General features: G+C 71.6%; 19 protein-coding genes and 1 tRNA gene. 11 read left to right on the top strand and 9 right to left on the bottom strand.

Annotation, left to right across the window (positions count from 1 at the left end):
- Positions 1-25: 25 nt before the first annotated feature.
- Genes VGR32_RS02150 through VGR32_RS02140 form a run of 3 tightly spaced genes read right to left on the bottom strand, consistent with a single transcriptional unit; the run spans position 26 to position 2250 of the window.
- A complete protein-coding gene (locus VGR32_RS02150; protein WP_327447586.1) occupies positions 26-673 on the bottom strand; it encodes a YdcF family protein in 648 nt (215 codons plus the stop codon).
- Positions 674-685: 12 nt separating this feature from the next.
- The gene (locus tag VGR32_RS02145) at positions 686-1570 is read right to left on the bottom strand and encodes an ABC transporter permease (RefSeq protein ID WP_327447584.1); all 885 of its coding nucleotides are present in this window, start codon (positions 1568-1570) and stop codon (positions 686-688) included.
- Positions 1567-2250, bottom strand: a complete 684-nt coding sequence (locus tag VGR32_RS02140; protein ID WP_327447582.1) for an ATP-binding cassette domain-containing protein — start codon at positions 2248-2250, stop codon at positions 1567-1569. Before VGR32_RS02140 ends, VGR32_RS02145 begins: the two co-directional genes overlap by 4 nt.
- Positions 2251-2316: 66 nt before the next feature.
- Here VGR32_RS02140 and VGR32_RS02135 point away from each other — a divergent pair, with 66 nt between their 5' ends.
- Together VGR32_RS02135 and VGR32_RS02130 are read left to right on the top strand one after the other, a co-directional pair.
- Positions 2317-3243, top strand: a complete 927-nt coding sequence (locus VGR32_RS02135; RefSeq protein ID WP_327447580.1) for an MJ0042-type zinc finger domain-containing protein — start codon at positions 2317-2319, stop codon at positions 3241-3243.
- Positions 3236-3772, top strand: coding sequence for a phosphoribosyltransferase (locus VGR32_RS02130; protein ID WP_327447578.1), 537 nt, complete (start codon positions 3236-3238; stop codon positions 3770-3772). The genes VGR32_RS02135 and VGR32_RS02130 overlap by 8 nt, the downstream gene beginning before the upstream one ends.
- Here VGR32_RS02130 and lysA read toward each other — a convergent pair.
- From lysA to argH, 3 genes are read right to left on the bottom strand one after another with little or no spacing between them, the layout of a single operon-like run.
- Complete coding sequence (lysA, locus tag VGR32_RS02125) at positions 3769-5043, bottom strand: diaminopimelate decarboxylase (RefSeq protein ID WP_327447576.1); 1275 nt, start codon at positions 5041-5043, stop codon at positions 3769-3771. The genes VGR32_RS02130 and lysA overlap by 4 nt on opposite strands.
- Positions 5044-5046: 3 nt before the next feature.
- Complete coding sequence (locus VGR32_RS02120) at positions 5047-5292, bottom strand: hypothetical protein (RefSeq protein ID WP_327447574.1); 246 nt, start codon at positions 5290-5292, stop codon at positions 5047-5049.
- Entirely contained in the window at positions 5289-6659 is a 1371-nt protein-coding gene (argH, locus tag VGR32_RS02115; RefSeq protein ID WP_327448001.1) for an argininosuccinate lyase, read from the bottom strand. The genes VGR32_RS02120 and argH overlap by 4 nt, the downstream gene beginning before the upstream one ends.
- 61 nt (positions 6660-6720) lie before the next feature.
- Between argH and VGR32_RS02110 the strand changes: the two genes are divergently transcribed.
- On the top strand, positions 6721-7341 hold the full coding sequence (locus VGR32_RS02110) for a TlpA family protein disulfide reductase (protein ID WP_327447572.1): 621 nt from the start codon (positions 6721-6723) through the stop codon (positions 7339-7341).
- A gap of 168 nt (positions 7342-7509) precedes the next feature.
- Here VGR32_RS02110 and VGR32_RS02105 read toward each other — a convergent pair whose 3' ends face one another.
- On the bottom strand, positions 7510-7806 hold the full coding sequence (locus tag VGR32_RS02105) for a hypothetical protein (protein ID WP_327447571.1): 297 nt from the start codon (positions 7804-7806) through the stop codon (positions 7510-7512).
- A gap of 107 nt (positions 7807-7913) precedes the next feature.
- Here VGR32_RS02105 and VGR32_RS02100 point away from each other — a divergent pair, with 107 nt between their 5' ends.
- Both VGR32_RS02100 and VGR32_RS02095 read left to right on the top strand, forming a co-directional pair.
- Positions 7914-8249 (top strand): hypothetical protein, encoded by a 336-nt coding sequence (locus tag VGR32_RS02100; RefSeq protein WP_327447569.1) that lies wholly within the window; start codon positions 7914-7916, stop codon positions 8247-8249.
- Complete coding sequence (locus tag VGR32_RS02095) at positions 8246-8617, top strand: hypothetical protein (RefSeq protein ID WP_327447567.1); 372 nt, start codon at positions 8246-8248, stop codon at positions 8615-8617. Before VGR32_RS02100 ends, VGR32_RS02095 begins: the two co-directional genes overlap by 4 nt.
- A gap of 15 nt (positions 8618-8632) precedes the next feature.
- Here VGR32_RS02095 and VGR32_RS02090 read toward each other — a convergent pair.
- Positions 8633-8709: transfer RNA gene (locus tag VGR32_RS02090), tRNA-Met, on the bottom strand.
- A 158-nt stretch (positions 8710-8867) separates the two neighbouring features.
- On the opposite strand from VGR32_RS02090, the gene VGR32_RS02085 reads away from it, so the two are divergent.
- The 6 genes from VGR32_RS02085 (at position 8868) to VGR32_RS02060 (ending at position 15896) form a co-directional block, all read left to right on the top strand.
- Positions 8868-10094 carry a PQQ-dependent sugar dehydrogenase gene (locus VGR32_RS02085; protein WP_327447565.1) on the top strand — a complete coding sequence of 409 codons (1227 nt, stop codon included), beginning with the start codon at positions 8868-8870 and terminating at the stop codon, positions 10092-10094.
- A 3-nt stretch (positions 10095-10097) separates the two neighbouring features.
- Entirely contained in the window at positions 10098-10478 is a 381-nt protein-coding gene (locus VGR32_RS02080) for a VOC family protein (protein WP_327447564.1), read from the top strand.
- A gap of 127 nt (positions 10479-10605) precedes the next feature.
- Complete coding sequence (locus tag VGR32_RS02075) at positions 10606-11811, top strand: acetyl-CoA C-acetyltransferase (protein ID WP_327447562.1); 1206 nt, start codon at positions 10606-10608, stop codon at positions 11809-11811.
- 17 nt (positions 11812-11828) lie between these two features.
- Positions 11829-14000, top strand: a complete 2172-nt coding sequence (locus VGR32_RS02070; protein ID WP_327447560.1) for a 3-hydroxyacyl-CoA dehydrogenase NAD-binding domain-containing protein — start codon at positions 11829-11831, stop codon at positions 13998-14000.
- 61 nt (positions 14001-14061) lie between these two features.
- Positions 14062-15051 carry a 4-hydroxybenzoate octaprenyltransferase gene (gene ubiA, locus VGR32_RS02065; protein ID WP_327447558.1) on the top strand — a complete coding sequence of 330 codons (990 nt, stop codon included), beginning with the start codon at positions 14062-14064 and terminating at the stop codon, positions 15049-15051.
- Between the two features lie 20 nt (positions 15052-15071).
- Positions 15072-15896, top strand: coding sequence for a DUF3298 and DUF4163 domain-containing protein (locus VGR32_RS02060; RefSeq protein ID WP_327447556.1), 825 nt, complete (start codon positions 15072-15074; stop codon positions 15894-15896).
- Here VGR32_RS02060 and VGR32_RS02055 read toward each other — a convergent pair.
- Entirely contained in the window at positions 15880-16905 is a 1026-nt protein-coding gene (locus VGR32_RS02055) for a 2'-deoxycytidine 5'-triphosphate deaminase (protein WP_327447554.1), read from the bottom strand. The genes VGR32_RS02060 and VGR32_RS02055 overlap by 17 nt on opposite strands.
- Positions 16906-16946: the final 41 nt, after the last annotated feature.

Below are 16946 nucleotides of genomic sequence, written 5' to 3'. Positions count from 1 at the left end.
GTTCTGCCGCAGGACGCGCCCCGCGTCACGCCGCCTTGCGCGCGTCTTCCGCCGCCTCGGCCGCCTCCTGCACCGCCTGGGCCGGCTCGTCCCCCGAGACGCGGCGCACCAGCTCGCGGAACAGCACGGCCAGATACTTCATGTACTCCAGCGTCATGCGACGCGCCGTGACGGTGGCCCGCCACCAGCGGGAGTCGTCCAGCGAGGGCGTCGAGACGGCGTGGGGAACCAGCTTCAGTCCGGGAGCCGCGGTCCGGATTTCCACCAGGCTGCGCGGCATGTGGTAGTCGGACGTGACCACGATCAGGCTGTCGTAGCCCCGCGCCCGGGCCCAGGCCGCGATCTCCTCGGCGTTGCCGCGGGTGTCCTCGGCCTCGAAGCCCAGATCCACGCAGCAGTTGAACAGGCGACGCGAGCCCGGCGTCACCTCGCGCAGTTCCTGGCGGCGCACCTGCCGGTTGACGCCGGAGATCAGCAGGCGGTCGCCCTTGCCCTGTTCCAGCAGGCGCACGGCGGCGTTGACCCGCTCCGGCGAAGGCCCGGTCAGCGCGACGATGCCGTCGGCGCGCGCCGGCTCGTCCGCCGGCGTCAGGCCGCGCACGCGCTCGGCGAAGGCGAACAGCCCCACCAGCCAGACGAGGGCCACGATGGCCAGGGCCGCGATCAGCTTCATGATGAACGAAGCCTAGCCGTGGGCGGACGGTCCGCCAAGGACTTCGCGCAGCACGCGAGCGCTGGACAGGGCGGCGGCCAGCACCGCGACGGCGACCGTGGCGGGCGCCAGCAGCAGATCGCCCCACGCCAGCGGCAGGGTCGACGCCGCCTGCCCCCCGCCGGCGAGCAGCTTCCACGCCGCACCGAGGACCACGCCGCCCGCCGCGCCCGCCGCGGCCGCGGCGGCGACGAACGGCAGGACCGCCGCCAGCGTCAGGCCGCGCAGCCGTCCGGGACCGGCCCCGAGCCCCTGCAGCACCGCCACCTCGGCGGACATGCCGACCACGGCGGACGCCGCGCGGGCCCATGCCAGCGCGCCCAGCGCCCCCAGCGCCGCCAATGACAGGGCGAGCGCCAGCGCCCGCACGCCCGCGGCGGCACGCGCCGCTTCCGCCCGCCACGGACCTGCGTCGTCGACTTCCGCGTCCAGTCCGGCCTCGGCCAGCGCCCGGTTCACCGTCAGCGCCCCGGCCGGCGTCTCGGGGTCCAGCTTCGCCACGACCAGCATCGGCAGGGGCAGGTCTGCGAGGTCCCCCTCGCGCACCCACGGCCGCAGCAGGTCCTCGGCCTGCGCCCTGTCCAAGGCGCGGACCTCGGTCACGCCGTCGACGCCGGCCGCCGCTTCGGCCGCGCGGGCCGCGGCGGTCGGGCCCGTTTCGTCGACCCGCGGCCGCACGACGATGGTCAACTCGCGCACCACGCCGGCCGTCCAGCCGCTGGCGCCCCGGTCGGCGGCGACCGCGCCCAGCAGCGCCAGACAGGCCAGCAGCGCCGCCAGACCGATGGCCACGCCCGATGCCAGGCGCACCGGCGCGCGCAGCAGGGCGACGCCCCGAAATTCCCGCCACCCCCTCATGCGGCGCCGTCCAGCGTCAGCACCGTCGCGCCCGCCTTGCGCGCCGCCGACGGGTCGCGCCCCGTCATGACCACGGCCGCCTCTCCCTTGCCTAGGGCCGCGAGCAGACCCAGCACCCGGTCCGCCGCCTCGGGCGTCAGGTCGTCCAGCGGATCGTCGATCAGGATCAGCTCCGGCTGGGCCACCAGCGCCCGCGCCACCCGCAGGGCCCGCCGGCGGGCCCGGTCCAGCGTGCCCGCCGGCCGGTCCGCGACGGGCGCCAACCCCAGCCAGTCCAGCATCTCCCCGACGTGGGCCCGGCCTTCGTCGGCCTCTCCGGCCAGTGCCAGCGGCAGGGCGGCGTTCTGGAAGACGGTCAGCCTGTCGATCAGACCGCCGTCGCGGCCGGCGAAGCCGATGCGTCGGCGCAGGGTGGCCCGGCCAGCCTCGTCCGCCGACCAGGGGTCCGTGCCGAACAGCGCGACGGCGCATCCGTCGTCCGGCCGCCGGGCCAGGGCCAGCGTCTCCAGCGCCCGCGACTTTCCGGCTCCGGACGGCCCGGTAAGGAAGTGGAAAGAGCCGCGCGGCATGGTCAGGTCGAGGATTCCGCGCCGTGCGGGCCCCTTCACGCGCACGCCCGACAGGCGGGCGACGGTCGCGGAAGCGGCCGGAGGGGCGCGGCGGGTGGGCGTCGTCGGCATGGGACCAGGATCGGAACGGGGCGTCGGGCCCCAACGGGAGGCGGCCCTCGGGCCACGCAGTCGGCGATGATACTGACCTGCCCGTCCTGCGCCACCGGCTATTTCGCCCCCGACGACGCCATCGGTCCGCTGGGCCGCACGGTCCGCTGCCAGTCCTGCAAGCATACGTGGAAGGCCCTTCCCGAAGAGCCGCTGGACCTGACGGCCGCCGCCACGCCCGTGGTCGCCGCGCCGCCGGCCGCCGTGGTCGCGCCCGAGGTCGGCCCGGAAACCCTTGCCGAGACGCCGGCGCCGGAACTTCCGAAGGCCTATCGCGCCCGGGCCGAACAGCAGCGGCGTCTGCGCCGTGCGGCGGCCCACGGCGTGGCCTGGGCCGGCACGGCCTGCGTCGCACTCGGCATGCTGGGCGCCGCGTGGCTGTTCCGGGCCGACGTGGTCGACGTCCTGCCGCGCACGGCGTCCGCCTACGCCGCCGTGGGCGTCGACGTGAATCCTGTCGGTCTGGATTTCGAGGCCCTGAACGCCCGCGCCGCCCCGGACGACCCCACCGTCGTCATCGTGTCCGGCGCCGTCCGCAACGTCCGCGACGACGAGCGCGTCGTGCCGACCATCCGGGTCGCCCTTCTGGACCGCGAAGGTCTGGAGGTCGCCCACGACTTCGTCCGCCTCGACGCCCCGCCGGTGCTGCCCGGCAAGGTGCAGGGCTTCGCAGTGCGTCTGTCCGATCCCGGCGGCCGCGCGCAGGAGGTGGCCACCGACTTCGCGCCCGACGCGCCGCCCGCGCCGAAGAAGGCCGCGTCCCCAGCCCCCGTGGCGCGCCCGCTGCCCCGGGCGGACGCCCCGGCGCACGTGCCCGCGACGCCGCTGGCCGCCGCCCGACCGGCCCTCAGGCCGGCCCTGTCTCCGGTCGCCACCGGCGGCGACGCGCCCGTCGACGCCGTGCCTCTGGACGAAGCCCATGCCGAGGCGCCATTGACCTCGGCGCATGGCTGACCCCGCGACCGCGATCCCCACCGTCCTGCTCCCCGCCGATCAGGTGGCCGCGACCGTCGAGGCGCTGGCCGACCGCATCGCGCCGGTCGTCGACGACGAGACCGTGGCCATGGTCCTGCTGACCGGCGGCCTGTGGTTCGGCGCCGACCTGACCCGCGCCCTGGCGCGCCGCGGGCGTCATCTTCGCTTCGACGCCCTGTGGCTGGCGTCCTACGGCGACGGCACCTCGAGCCGGGGCCGCATCGACGTGCACGGCAGGTTCCAGCGCGAGGTCGAGGGGCGGCGCGTGCTGATCCTCGACGACGTCTTCGACACCGGCCTGTCGCTGTCCGAGGCCGTGGCCCTGCTCAACCGGGAAGGGGCGGCCGAGGTGCTGACCTGCGTTTTCGCCCGCAAGCCGTGGCCGGAGCCGCGCGCCCTCACCCCGGACTTCGTGGGCTGGGAGGCGCCGGCCCGTTTCCTCGTCGGCTACGGGCTGGACCACGCGGGCAAGTGGCGCGGCCTGCCCGACGTGTGCGCCCTGGACTAGAGCCAGTCGGCGATCGGCTCGCGCGCCAGCATCTCATCGTAGGTCGGACGTTTTCGCACCACGGCCCAGCGGTCGCCGTCGACCAGAACTTCGGGCACGAGCGGACGCGAGTTGTACTCGCTGGCCATGGTCGCGCCATAGGCGCCGGCGCCGGTGAAGGCCACCAGATCGCCCGCCTCCACAGGCGGCAGGCGCCGATCCCGCGCGAAGGTGTCGCCGGTCTCGCAGACCGGTCCGACCACGTCGTGGGGCAGGGCCTCGCCGTCACGCGGCGCCGCCGCGACCAGATCGTGGAAGGCGTCGTACAGCGCCGGCCGCAGCAGATCGTTCATGGCCGCGTCCAGCACCAGGATGCGCCGTCCGTCGCCGCGCTGCGTGACCTGGATCACGCGCGACAGCAGCACGCCCGCATTGGCCGCGATCAGACGGCCGGGCTCCAGCGTCAGGTCGACGCTCAGGCCGCCGACCGTGTCCGCCGTCATGGCCGCATAGTCCGCCAGGGGCGCGGTCGGATCGTCGCCCGCATAGGCCACGCCCAGCCCGCCGCCCAGATCCAGCCGCGGCACGGGCAGCCCTTCCGCCCGCAAGGTTCGGGTCATCGCCGCCAGCACGCCGAAGGCCGCGCGCAGGGGCGTCAGGTCCGTGATCTGACTGCCGATGTGGCAGGCCAGCCCCACGAGGTTCAGCCGCGGGTCGCGCCCGAAGCGCCGGTACAGGGTCAGCGCCTCCTCGACCGGCACGCCGAACTTGTCGCCCGCGCCGCCGGTGGTGATCTTGGCGTGGCCGCCCGCGCCGATCTTCGGATTGACGCGGATCGCCACGTCGGGGACGCGCCCCGCCCCCCCGGCGATCGCGGCCAGCCGCTCCATCTCGACCGCGCTCTCGACGTTGATCTGGCGCAGACCCAGCGACGTGGCGAGGGCCAGTTCCGCGTCCGACTTGCCGACGCCGGAGAAGACGATCCGTTCCGGCGGCACGCCGGCGGCCAGGGCGCGCCGGATCTCGCCTTCGGACACGGTGTCGGCGCCCAGGCCGCAGCCGGCCAGAACCTTCAGGATCGAGACGTTGGACGCCGCCTTGACCGCGAAGGCGATCACCGGCCGGCCCAGCGTCGCCGCATGCGGCGCGAAGGCGTCCGACAGGGCGCGCGCATGCCGTCTCAGCGTCGCGGCGGAATAGACGTAGGCCGGCGTGCCGACGGCCTCCGCGATCGTCGTCAGCGGCACGTCCTCGGCATGAAGCGCGCCCCCGTCGAGGGCGAAATGATGCAAGCCCTACCGCTCCCGGAACGGCGCGCCGGAGCCGCGGTACGGATTGTTGGGGCCGCCGTCGATCGGGATCTGGTTGGACGACCGGTTCTGGGTGGCGGGCTCGGGCATCGGCTCGGCGTCCCCGCCGCGCGGCGCGCGTTCGGTCTGGGGGGCGCCCGGCGCCTCCAGATCGGCCATGCGGCCGCAGGCGGACAGAAGCAGGGCCGCGCCCAGGGACGCTCCGAGCATCAGGGTCAGTTTGCGGGTCATTTCAGGCGCGCCTTCCACTCTGCGATGCGCGCGCGGACCTGTTCCGGCGCCGTGCCGCCGAAGCTGGTGCGGCTCGCGCACGAAGCCTCAGGCGACAGCACCTTGTAAACCGCCTCGGTGATCCCCGGTTCGATCGCCTGCATTTCCGACAGGGGCAGTTGCGCCAGGTCCACGCCCAGCTGCTCGGCCCGCTTCACCGTCGCGCCGGTGACGTGGTGGGCGCGGCGGAACGGCAGGTCCAGCTCGCGCACCAGCCAGTCGGCCAGGTCGGTGGCCGTGGAAAAGCCCGCGCCGGCCGCGGCCGCCATCCGCTCACGGTTCGGCGTCAGGGCGGCGACCATGGCCGTCATGGCCGACACCGCCAGGCCCAGGGCGTCGAAGGCCTCGAACACCGGCGGCTTGTCCTCCTGCATGTCCTTGGAATAGGCCAGCGGCAGCCCCTTCATCACGGTCAGCAGGGCCACCAGCGATCCGGTGATCCTTCCCGTCTTGGCCCGCACCAGCTCCGCCGCGTCCGGATTGCGCTTCTGCGGCATGATGGAGCTGCCGGTCGTCAGGTCGTCGGGCAGGGAGACGAAGCCGAACTGCGGCGTCATCCACACCACGATCTCCTCGCCCAGCCGCGACAGGTGACCGGCGCAGATGGCCGCCGCCGACAGCGCCTCCAGCGCGAAGTCGCGGTCGGAAACGGCGTCCAGCGAGTTGGCCATGGGTTTGATGAAGCTCAGGCTCTCCGCGGTCATGTGCCGGTCGATCGGGAACGGCGATCCGGCCAACGCCGCGGCCCCTAGCGGGCTTTCGTTCATGCGAGTCCAGGCGTCGCTGAACCGAGAAACGTCGCGGCCGAACATCTCGACATAGGCCATCAGGTGGTGGCCGAACGTCACCGGCTGGGCCGGCTGCAGATGGGTGAAGCCCGGCATGAGGGCGTCGGCGTGCGCCTCGGCCTGGATCAGCAGAACGCGTTGCAGCTCGCGCAGGCCGCCGATGGCCGCAAGGCATCCATCGTCGCGCACCCATAGCCGGAAGTCGGTCGCCACCTGATCGTTGCGGCTGCGCGCCGTGTGCAGCCGGCCGGCAGGCTCGCCGACCAGCTCGGCCAGCCGCGCCTCCACATTCATGTGAACGTCTTCGTACTGCTCCCGGAACGGGAAGGTTCCGGCGACCATCTCCTCGCGGATCGTCTGCAGACCGGCCAGAATGGCGTCCGCGTCTTCCTGACGAATGATCCCCTGCGCGGCCAGCATGCGGCAGTGCGCCTCGGATCCCGCCAGATCCTGCGCCCACAGCCGCCGGTCCACGCCGATCGAGACGTTGATCGCCTGCATGACCTCCGCCGGCTTCTGGCTGAACCGCCCGCCCCACATGTCTTGACCTTCCGGTGACGGAGGGGCTTTGTGATCGGCGTCGGAGGCGGGATTTTCGGTCATGGGGCTGTCCAAAGCGGCGATCGCCGTGATCGCGGGCGTGGTCGTTCTCGGCGCGGCCGGGGGCGCGATGCTCTATGCCAAACCCGACGCCCTGTTCAAAGGCTCCGCTCCCGCGGCGGCGGACGAGAGCGATCTGGCGCGCTTCGCGGTGCGGTCCCTGGCGCGTCTGGAGACTCCGGCCGACACCCCCATGGCCCCGGACTACGTCTTCAAGGCGCGCGACGGGTCCGACGCCCGCTTCGCCGACTTCCGCGGCAAGGTGGTGGTGGTGAACCTGTGGGCCATGTGGTGCGCGCCCTGCCGCACCGAGATGCCGACGCTGCAGGCCCTGGCCACGGCCTATCAGGGCCGGGATCTGGTCGTGCTGCCGATCAACGTCGACGCGACGGACGACGCCGTGGCCGACGCCCTCAGCTTCATCGACGTGCACGAGCCGCTGCCGTTCTACGGCGACCGGGAGTTCAAGCTGCCGTTCGTCCTGCCGGGCGAGGGCAAGATGCCCCAGACGGTGATCCTCGACCGTCAGGGTCGCATGCGCGCCAGCTTCTCGGGCGAGGCGGACTGGGCCGGTCCGGAAGCCAGGGCGCTGGTCGACGCCCTGCTGGCCGAACCGGCCTGATCCGACCGCGTCGCGAGCGTCAGGCCAAGCGCGAAGGCGCCCTCAAGCAGCGAGCGATCGTCGCGGGCGATAGGGCCGCCCTCGAGCAGCGAGCGACCGCGTCACGAGCGGTAGGGCCGCCCTCAAGCAGCGAGCGACCGCGTCGCGAGCGGTAGGGCCAAACAAGACTCAGTTGCCTTGGGCGTCGGTCGCCGTCTCGGCTTCCTGCTCGGCGGCTTCCTTTTGCAGACGGTCGGTGGCCTCGTCGACCTCCTGCGCCGCTTCCTTGGCGCCGGCCTCGATGGCGTCGCCCAGCTGCGAGGCCTCCTCGGCCAGGGCGTCGCCGGCCTTTTCGGTCGCGGCGCCCGCGTCGGCCGCGGCCTCTTCGGTGTTGGCCTCGGCGGCGTCCTGATCGGCTTCCGAGCAGGCGGCGGCGCCCAGCGTCAGGGCGGCGACGGCGGCGAGCGAAAGGGTGCGGATGCGCATGGCGGTCTCCTCGATGTGAACCTTGGCCGTGAACGCGGATGCGCGGGGGAGGTTGCGCGCCTCGCCCGGCGTGCCATTGTCGCCCACGCATCAACGGAGGTTCAGGTATGAGGACGCTTTTCGCCGTCGGCGCTTTCGCCGTCGTCTGCGCCGCCGCGGGCTCCGCCGCCGCCCAGCAACCCATCAACCAGCCGCGGTTCGAGGTCGGCCGGATGACGGCGGCGCAGCAGTCGGCCCGCTTTGAAAACGAGGAACAGCGCCGCAATCGCCTCGGCAGTCCTGAAGAGCTCGAAGGCGAATACGGCGCCGAGAGGATGGATCTGGCGCGTCGCGTGGCGGATCTGGTCGAGCAGGGTCAGTGCCGCGAAGCGCGTGAGCTTGCCAGTGCGGCGGGCGAACGCGCGATGGTCATCCGCATCCGCCAGACCTGCCGCCAGCGGTGAGCGCGGCCCGGTTCGGCCTGGTGGGCGCGGCTGCGCTCGCTTTGGGCATGGGGAGCCCCGAAGCGGCGCATGCCCAGTCGGCGCAACAGGCGCTGCAGCTGACGGAAGGCCAACAGCTTGCCCGGTTCGAGAATGAGGAGCGTCGCCGCCGCCGTCCCTCCTGGCTGGAACTGGTCGAGCAGTACGGCGTCGACCGCGTGGACCGCGCCGTCCGCGTCGATCACCTGATCCATCAGGGACGCTGTCGCGAGGCGCGCGACCTCGCCAACGCCGAAGGCGACCGCAACATGGCTCTTCGCGTGCGCCAGATCTGTCCGGGGAACACCGGCTCCGTCACCCCGCGTGGACGGCGCCTGCGCGGCGGTTGACGCGGTCGGGGATGATGGTGGCTGGGGGCGGGCTCGAACCGCCGACCTGTGGGTTATGAATCCACCGCTCTAACCAGCTGAGCTACCCAGCCATCCGCGCGGCCGTCGACAGGCCGCGTGAGGGAGGCTGGCCTATAACGACCGCGGGCCTCCGGTTCAAGCGGCCTTCCGCGACGTTTCGAAGCCTTGCGGATCGGCGGTCCCCGTCCGACGTTTGAACCTTCGCCTCAACGCCTCCGGAGCCCGCGCCATGATCCGCCTCGCCGCCGTGTCGATCGCCGCCCTTCTCGCCGCCTGCGGCAGCGGGGCCGCCCAGGACCCAGGTCAGGATCCGGCTCCCGGCGCGCCGGTGGAGACGCGCGCCGCCAACGCGCCGGACCAGCGCCCGGCCTTCGAGGGTCAGACGCGCGCGCCGGGCGTGCGGACCGAAGCGGCCCTGACCCACACGGTCGTGGCCGAGGGACTGGTGGAGCCGTGGGGCCTGGCCCTGATGCCGGACGGGAACTGGCTGGTGACCGAACGCCCGGGGCGGCTGCGCATCGTCACGCAGCAGGGGCAGGTGGGCGAGCCGATCTCGGGCCTGCCCGCGGTCGACGCGCGCGGCCAGGGCGGCCTGCTGGACGTGGTCCTGTCGCCGACCTTCGGCCAGGACCGCATGATCTACTGGAGCTATGCCGAACCCCGCGAGGGCGGCAACGCCACCTCGGTCGCACGCGCCCGGCTGTCCGACGACGGCGCGCGCGTGGAGGACGTGCAGGTCATCTTCCGCGCCCTGCCGGCCTACGACGGCGACAAGCACTATGGCTCGTCGCTCGCCTTCGCGCCCGACGGCAAGCTGTTCGTCACCCTGGGCGAGCGGTCCGACACGCCAATGCGGCCGCAGGCGCAGCAGATGAACAGCCACATGGGCAAGCTGATCCGCATCAACGCCGACGGCTCGGCGCCCGACGACAATCCCTTCGCCGACCAGGGCCAGGTCCTGCCGGGCATCTGGTCCAGCGGTCACCGCAACGTGCAGGGCGTCGCCATCGGTCCCGACGGCCATGTCTGGACCATCGAGCACGGGACCCGCGGGGGCGACGAGCTGAATCGTCCCGAGGCCGGAAAGAACTACGGCTGGCCGATCATCGCCTATGGCGTCGAATATCGCGGCGGCCCGATCGGCGAAGGCGTGACGGCCCGCGAAGGGCTGGAGCAACCGGTCTACTACTGGGATCCCGTCATCGCGCCGGGCGGCATGACCTTCTACGACGGAGCGATGTTCCCGCAATGGCGCGGCAATGCCCTGATCGCGGCCCTGGGCGGCAAGCATCTGGCGCGGCTGGTGATCGAGAACGGCCGGGTCGTGGGCGAGGAGCGCCTGCTGACCGAACTCGGGGAACGCGTCCGCGACGTCGCCGTCGGACCGGACGGCGCGGTCTGGGTCATCACGGACGAGACCAACGGCAAGCTGGTGCGCCTGTCGACCGGAGGCTGAGCCATGATCGACCACCTCGGCCTCGACGTCTCGGACCTGGACCGGTCGCGCCGCTTCTATGAGGCGGCGCTGGCCCCGCTGGGGCTCGCCGTGGTGGCCGAGGCGGTCAACGACGCCGGCGGCCGGGTGGTCATGTTCGGCCTCGGCGGCGTGCCGGAGTTCGTCGTCGCCGAGGACGAGGCGCCGGGCGTCGGCGCCCACGTCGCCTTCCGCGCGAGCGGCCGGGATCAGGTCGACGCCTTCCACGCCGCCGCGCTGGCCGCCGGCGGAAGCGACAACGGCCCGCCGGGCCTGCGCCCGAACTATGGGCCCGACTACTACGCCGCCTTCGTGCGCGACCCGGACGGCATGAACGTCGAGGCCGTCTGCCGCGCGCCGGCATGACGATCCGATCTTGACGTTGACGTAAACGTAGCGTCTTTGGCGACCACGTTCGAATCCGACCTCCGCCCTCAAGCAGCGAGCCGCCGCGCGGCGAGCGTTAGGGCAACGAAATGTGAGACGCACTTCCATGACCGACGCCTACATCTACGACGCGGTGCGCACGCCGCGCGGCAAGGGCAAGAAGGACGGCAGCCTGCACGAGATCACGGCGCTGTCGCTGGCCAGTCAGGTGCTCGAGGCGCTGCGCGACCGCAACGGGCTGGACACCTCTAGGGTGGACGACGTCATCCTGGGCTGCGTGTCGCCCGTGGGCGAACAGGGCGCCGACATCGCCCGCACCGCCGTGCTGAACGCCGGCTGGGCCCAGACCACGGCGGGCGTGCAGATCAACCGCTTCTGCGCCTCGGGGCTGGAAGCGGTGAACATGGCCGCGGCCAAGGTGAAGTCCGGCGAGGCCGACTTCGCCGTCGGCGGCGGGGTCGAGGCCATGAGCCGCGTGCCGATGGGCTCCGACGGCGGCGCCTGGCCCGTCGACCCGACCAGCGCGTTTTCGACCTACTTCGTGCCGCAGGGCGTGTCGGCCGACATGATCGCGTCGAAGTGGGGCTTCACCCGCGACGACGTCGACGCCTATTCGGTCGAGAGCCACAGGCGCTCCGCGAAGAGCTGGGCCGAGGGCCGGTTCAAGGGGTCGGTCGTTCCGGTCAAGGATCAGCTGGGCCTGACCATCCTCGACCATGACGAGACCATCCGTCCCAACACCGACATGCAGACGTTGGGCTCGCTGAATCCCTCGTTCCAGATGATGGGCGAGATGGCCTTCGACGCGGTGATCAACCAGCGCTACCCCGAGGTGGAGCGGGTCAACCACGTGCACACGCCGGGCAACTCGTCGGGCATCGTGGACGGCTCGGCCGGCGTGCTGATCGGCACGCTGGAAGCCGGCAAGGCTCTGGGTCTGAAGCCGCGCGCGCGCATCCGCGGCGCCGCCTCGATCGGGTCTGAGCCCTCCATCATGCTGACGGGTCCCGAGTTTGTGGCCAACAAGCTGCTCGGCAAGCTGGGCATGTCGAAGGACGACATCGACCTGTGGGAGCTGAACGAGGCCTTCGCCGCCGTCGTCCTGCGCTTCATGCAGGCGCTCGACATCCCGCACGACCGGATCAACGTCTGCGGCGGCGCCATCGCCATGGGTCACCCGCTGGGCGCCACTGGCGCCATGATCCTCGGCACGGTGCTGGACGAGCTGGAGCGCTCGGACAAGACCACGGCGCTCGCCACCCTGTGCATCGGCGGCGGCATGGGCACCGCCACCGTCATCGAACGCGTCTGATCCGGGAGCCGACAGCCATGGAAAACTTCAAGATCGACGTCGACGCCGATGGCGTCGCTACGATTGTGTTCGACGTCCCCGGACGGTCGATGAACACCCTGACCTCCGGCGTGATGCAGGAAATTCCCCAGTGGGTCGAACGGGTGAAGACCGACGACGCCATCAAGGGCGCCGTGCTAACCTCCGGCAAGGCGTCGGGCTTCTGCGCCGGGGCCGATCTGGGCGACATGGCCGGCGGCATGCTGGCCGGGGGGTCGCTGCAGGACGCTTTCGACGCGGGCTGGCGTCTGAACGGCGCGCTGCGCGCGCTCGAGACCTGCGGCAAGCCGGTCGCCGCGGCCATCAACGGCCTGGCGCTGGGCGGCGGTCTGGAACTGACGCTGGCCTGTCATTACCGCGTGGTCGGCGACAGCCCGAAGATCCAGCTCGGCCTGCCCGAGATTAAGGTCGGCCTGTTCCCCGGCGGCGGCGGCACCCAGCGCCTGACGCGACTGATCGGCGTGCAGGCGGCCATGATGGCCATGACCGAGGGCAAGTCCTTCCGTCCGCAGGAAGCTAGGGGCGCCGGCGTCGTGCATGAGGTCGTGCCGGTCGGCGGCGAGGTCGAGGCGGCCAAGGCCTGGATCACTGGCGGCGGCAAGGCGGTGCAGCCGTGGGACGACAAGTCGTTCAAACTGCCCGGCGGCGGCCCCTACCACCCCGCGGGCATCCAGAATTTCCTCGTCGGCAATGCGATGATCCGCAAGCAGACGTACGGCAACTACCCGGCGGCCGCGAACCTGATGAAGGCCGTCTATGAAGGGGTGCAGCTGCCGATGGACGCCGCCCTGCGGGTCGAGACGCGCTACTTCATCAAGACCCTGATGACGCCGCAGGCGCAGGGTATGATCCGGTCGCTGTTCCTGTCCAAACAGGAGCTGGACAAGGGCGCCGTCCGTCCGGCCGGCGTGCCGAAGTCCGATCCGAAGAAGGTCACCGTCCTGGGCGCCGGCATGATGGGCGCGGGCATCGCCTATGTGCAGGCGCTGGCCGGCATCGAGACCATCCTGATCGACCGCGATCAGGAAAGCGCCGACAAGGGCAAGGCGCACGTCGAAGCCCTGTTGAAGAAGCGCCTGTCGAAAGGCGCGATCGATCAGGCGAAGTACGACGCCCTGCTGGCCTCGGTCACCGCCACCACCGACTACGATCTGATCAAGGGCTCCGATCTCGTCATCGAGGCCGTCTTCGAGAACCGCGAGGTCAAGGCCGACGTGACCAGGCGGGCCGAAGCCCAGCTGGAGCCGGGCGCCGTGTTCGGCTCCAACACCTCGACCCTGCCGATCACCGGCCTGGCCGAGGCCAGCGTGCGGCCCGAGGACTTCATCGGCATCCATTTCTTCTCGCCCGTCGACAAGATGATGCTGGTCGAGATCATTCTGGGCGAGAAGACGGGCGAGGCGGCGATCGCCAGGTCGCTCGACTACGTCATGAAGATCAAGAAGACGCCGATCGTCGTGCAGGACGGCCGCGGCTTCTACACCTCGCGCTGCTTCGGCACCTACGTGGCCGAAGGCCTGGCCATGCTGGAAGAGGGCTACGCGCCCGCCCTGATCGACAACATCGGCCGCGCCACCGGCATGCCGCGCGGTCCGCTGGAGATGCACGACGACGTGGCGCTGGATCTCAGCGTGAAGATCGCCAAGCAGACGAAGGAAGACCTCGGCGACGCCTACCAGCCCCTGCCGGGCTGGAAGATCGTCCAGACCATGGTCGAGGACCTGGGGCGCTATGGCCGCAAGAACGGCATGGGCTTCTACGACTATGCGTCGAAGCCCAAGACCCTCTGGAAGGGCCTGTCCGACCTCGCGCCGGTGACGATCGGCGACTCCACGCCCGAACTGGTCGAGGACCAGAAGCGCCGCCTGCTGTTCCGTCAGGCGGTCGAGGTGGCGCGTTGCTGGGAAGAGGGCGTCATCGACGACCCGCGCGAGGCCGACGTCGGCGCCATCCTGGCCTGGGGTTTCGCGCCCTGGACCGGCGGCCCGATCACCTACATCGAGCAGTACGGCCTGAAGGCCTTCGTCGAACAGGCCGACGTCTATGCGGCGAAGTACGGCGACCGCTTCGCCCCGCCGCAGCTGCTGCGCGACATGGCGGCGAAAGGCGAGACCTTCTACGGGAAGTTCGCCGCCAAACTGGCGGCGTAAAGACGACCCGTAGCGGGGCAGGGCGCTTTGGCACGCGTCCTTCCCGCGCTATTCCGTCCCCATGACCGCGCCCCTGCCCGACGCCGCGCCCACGAACTGGGTCGACCGCCATGCGCCGGAGGGGCTGAAGGACTGGCTGAAGCTGGGCCGGTTCGACCGGCCGATCGGCATCTGGCTCCTGCTGCTGCCCGGCTGGCAGGGTATCACGCTGGCGCTTGCCCGGTACCGGAAGACGCCGGACGCCCATGACGTCTGGCTGTACGCCGGCTTCCTGATCGGCGCCTGCCTGATGCGCGCGGCGGGCTGCGCCTTCAACGACGTGGTCGACAGGAAGATCGACGCCCAGGTGGCCCGCACGGCGTCTCGCCCGGTCGCCTCGGGCCGCATCTCTGTGAACGGGGCCTGGGCCTACGTCGTCGGGTGCAGCCTGATCTCGCTGGGCGTCCTGCTGACGCTTGGCCCCGTCGCCATCGCACTGGGCGTCGCCTCGCTGGCGCTGGTCGCCGCCTACCCCTTCATGAAGCGCATCACCTGGTGGCCGCAGGCCTGGCTGGGCATGACCTTCAACTGGGGGGCGCTGATGGGATTCGCCGCGGCCAGCATCCTCGTCGCCACGTGGCCCGTGCCCATGGCGGCGACGATCCGGGGCGTCGACGTTCACCCGCTGCTGGTCCTGATGCTGCCGGCCATCCTCCTCTGGCTGTCCGGCGTGTTCTGGACCCTCGGCTACGACACCATCTACGCCTTGCAGGACGTCGAGGACGACGCGCTGATCGGCGTGAAGTCCTCGGCCCGGCGGCTGGGGGCGAACGTGCGGGTCGGGGTCGGTGTCTTCTACGCGCTTGCCGTGGTCCTCGCGGCGCTTGCCGGAGCCATGGCCGGCCTCGGGCCATGGTTCTGGCCGGGCCTCGGCCTGTTCGCCCTGCACCTCGCCTTCCAGACCGTCCGCGTCCGGCGCGAGGACGGCGCCTTGGCCCTGCGGCTCTTCAAGTCCAACCGCGACGCCGGCCTGATCCTTCTTTTCGCCATCGGTCTCGGCGCCTTAGGGTGAAGCTCTCGAAGGAGACCGCCATGACCGCCCGCGCCCGCTTCGCCCTGATCGCCGCCGCCGTCCTGACCCTGTCGGCCTGCAACCGCGACCGGGAACCGGCTGCGGACGCCGCCGCCCCCGCCGCGCCGGGCGCCGCCGTCACCCCGGCCGAGGCCGCCGCGCCGCTGATCTTCTCGGAGAAGACCGCCTTCGCGAAGGTCGACCTGAAGCTGCCGGAGGCGATCAAGGCCCAGCCCGACCTGCACGCCAAGGTCTATGCCCAGGAGGTGGCCCACCTGCGCGAATTCGCCGAGGGCGCCCAGGCCGACAACACCGAGGCGGGCGCCCCCAACGTCGCCTATGAACAGTCCGTCGAGCTGGTCGCCGTGCACGAGACCGGCAAGCTGATGAGCCTCAAGCGCACGGCGTTCGAGTTCACCGGCGGGGCCCACCCCAACACGGTCATGACCGGCGTGCTGTGGGACAAGGCGCTGAAGCGCCAGATCGGCTGGGCGGACGTCTTCACCAAGGGCGCCGACTTCGCCGCCCTGGACCGCGCCCTGTGCGCCGCGATCAACGCGGCCAAGCGTGAGCGCGTGCCGGACGCCGAGCCGGTGACGCCGGGCGGCAAGCTGTGGGCCTGCCCCCGCGCCGCGGAGACGCCCTTCGTCCTCGCTCCCGGCACGACGGGCGGAAAGGCGGGCGGCCTGATCTTCCTGATCGGACCCTATCAGGTCGGGCCGTACGCCGAGGGTCCGTACGAGGTGACGGTGCCCCTGTCCGCCTTCCAGTCCCTGCTCGCGCCGGCCTACGCCGACGAGTTCGCCGGCGCTCCGGCGAAGGCTGCGGTCACGCCCACACCCTGAAGTGCTTGCTCAGCTTCAGGCCCTGCCGCTGATAGTGGCTGCCGTCCTGTCCATAGAGGCGTGAGGGTCGTTCGGTGAGCGGCTCATAGACCAGTCGGGCCACCGTCTGCCCGTGCTCCAGCAGGAAGGGCGTGTCGTGGGTGCGCACTTCCAGCACGCCCTTGGATCCGCGCCCCGCCGCCTCGTCGGTGCCGAAGCCGGGGTCGAAGAAGCCCGCGTAGTGAACGCGGAACTCGCCGACCGAGGGGTCGATCGGCGTCATCTCGGCGGCCTGCAGCACCGGGATCTCCACCGCCTCGTTCGAGGCCAGGATGTAGAACTCGCCGGGATCCAGCAGCAGCTCGCCGCGCCGCGCGTACAGCGGCTCCCAGAAGTCGCGCGGATCGTGGCCGTCGATGTGGTCCAGATCGACCACGCCCGCGTGGCGGCGTCCGCGGAAACCGACGATCTCTCCGCCGGATCCGGCCAGATCCACGCCGACCGAGCGCGTTTCCAGCTTCGGCGGCTCGCCCGCCTTCAGCCGCAGCTGGTTCAGACGGGTGCCCGGCCGCACCAGAATGGAGAAGGTCTGCGGCGCGATCTCCAGGTACAGCGGCCCGTCATAGCCCTCGGCCACGTCGTCGAAGGCGTCGCCGCGGTCGGTCAGCAGGCGCACGAAGACGTCGACCCGGCCGGTCGAGCTCTTGGGATTGGCGCGCGCGATCAAACCCTTCGGCAGGGTCAGCCGCTCCTGCAGCTTCGCGATGTAGACGCAGCCCTTTTCCAGAACCACGCCGGGCGTCAGGTCGATCGCATGCATGGCCACGTCGGCGATGCGGTCCTCGACGCGGCGCGCGCCGGGCAGGAAACTGGCCCGCACGCGCCACGCCTGCGCACCCAGCCGCAGGTCCAGACTGGCGGGCTGCACCTGGTCGGCGTCCCACGGCGTGTCGGTGGTCACCGCGCCCGCGGCGATCAGGGCCTCGATGCCCTGGCAGGGCAGGATGCCCGTCTGGTCGGTCAAGCTCATGTGACCGGGTTTGCACCGTTTGCCGCCGCGCGTCACCATGC

This window comes from Brevundimonas sp. (assembly GCF_035935935.1).
In the GTDB taxonomy this organism is placed as follows: Bacteria; Pseudomonadota; Alphaproteobacteria; order Caulobacterales; family Caulobacteraceae; genus Brevundimonas.
Note: the sequence above shows the minus strand (reverse complement) of the source record. Positions and strands in the feature narration are given on the sequence as shown.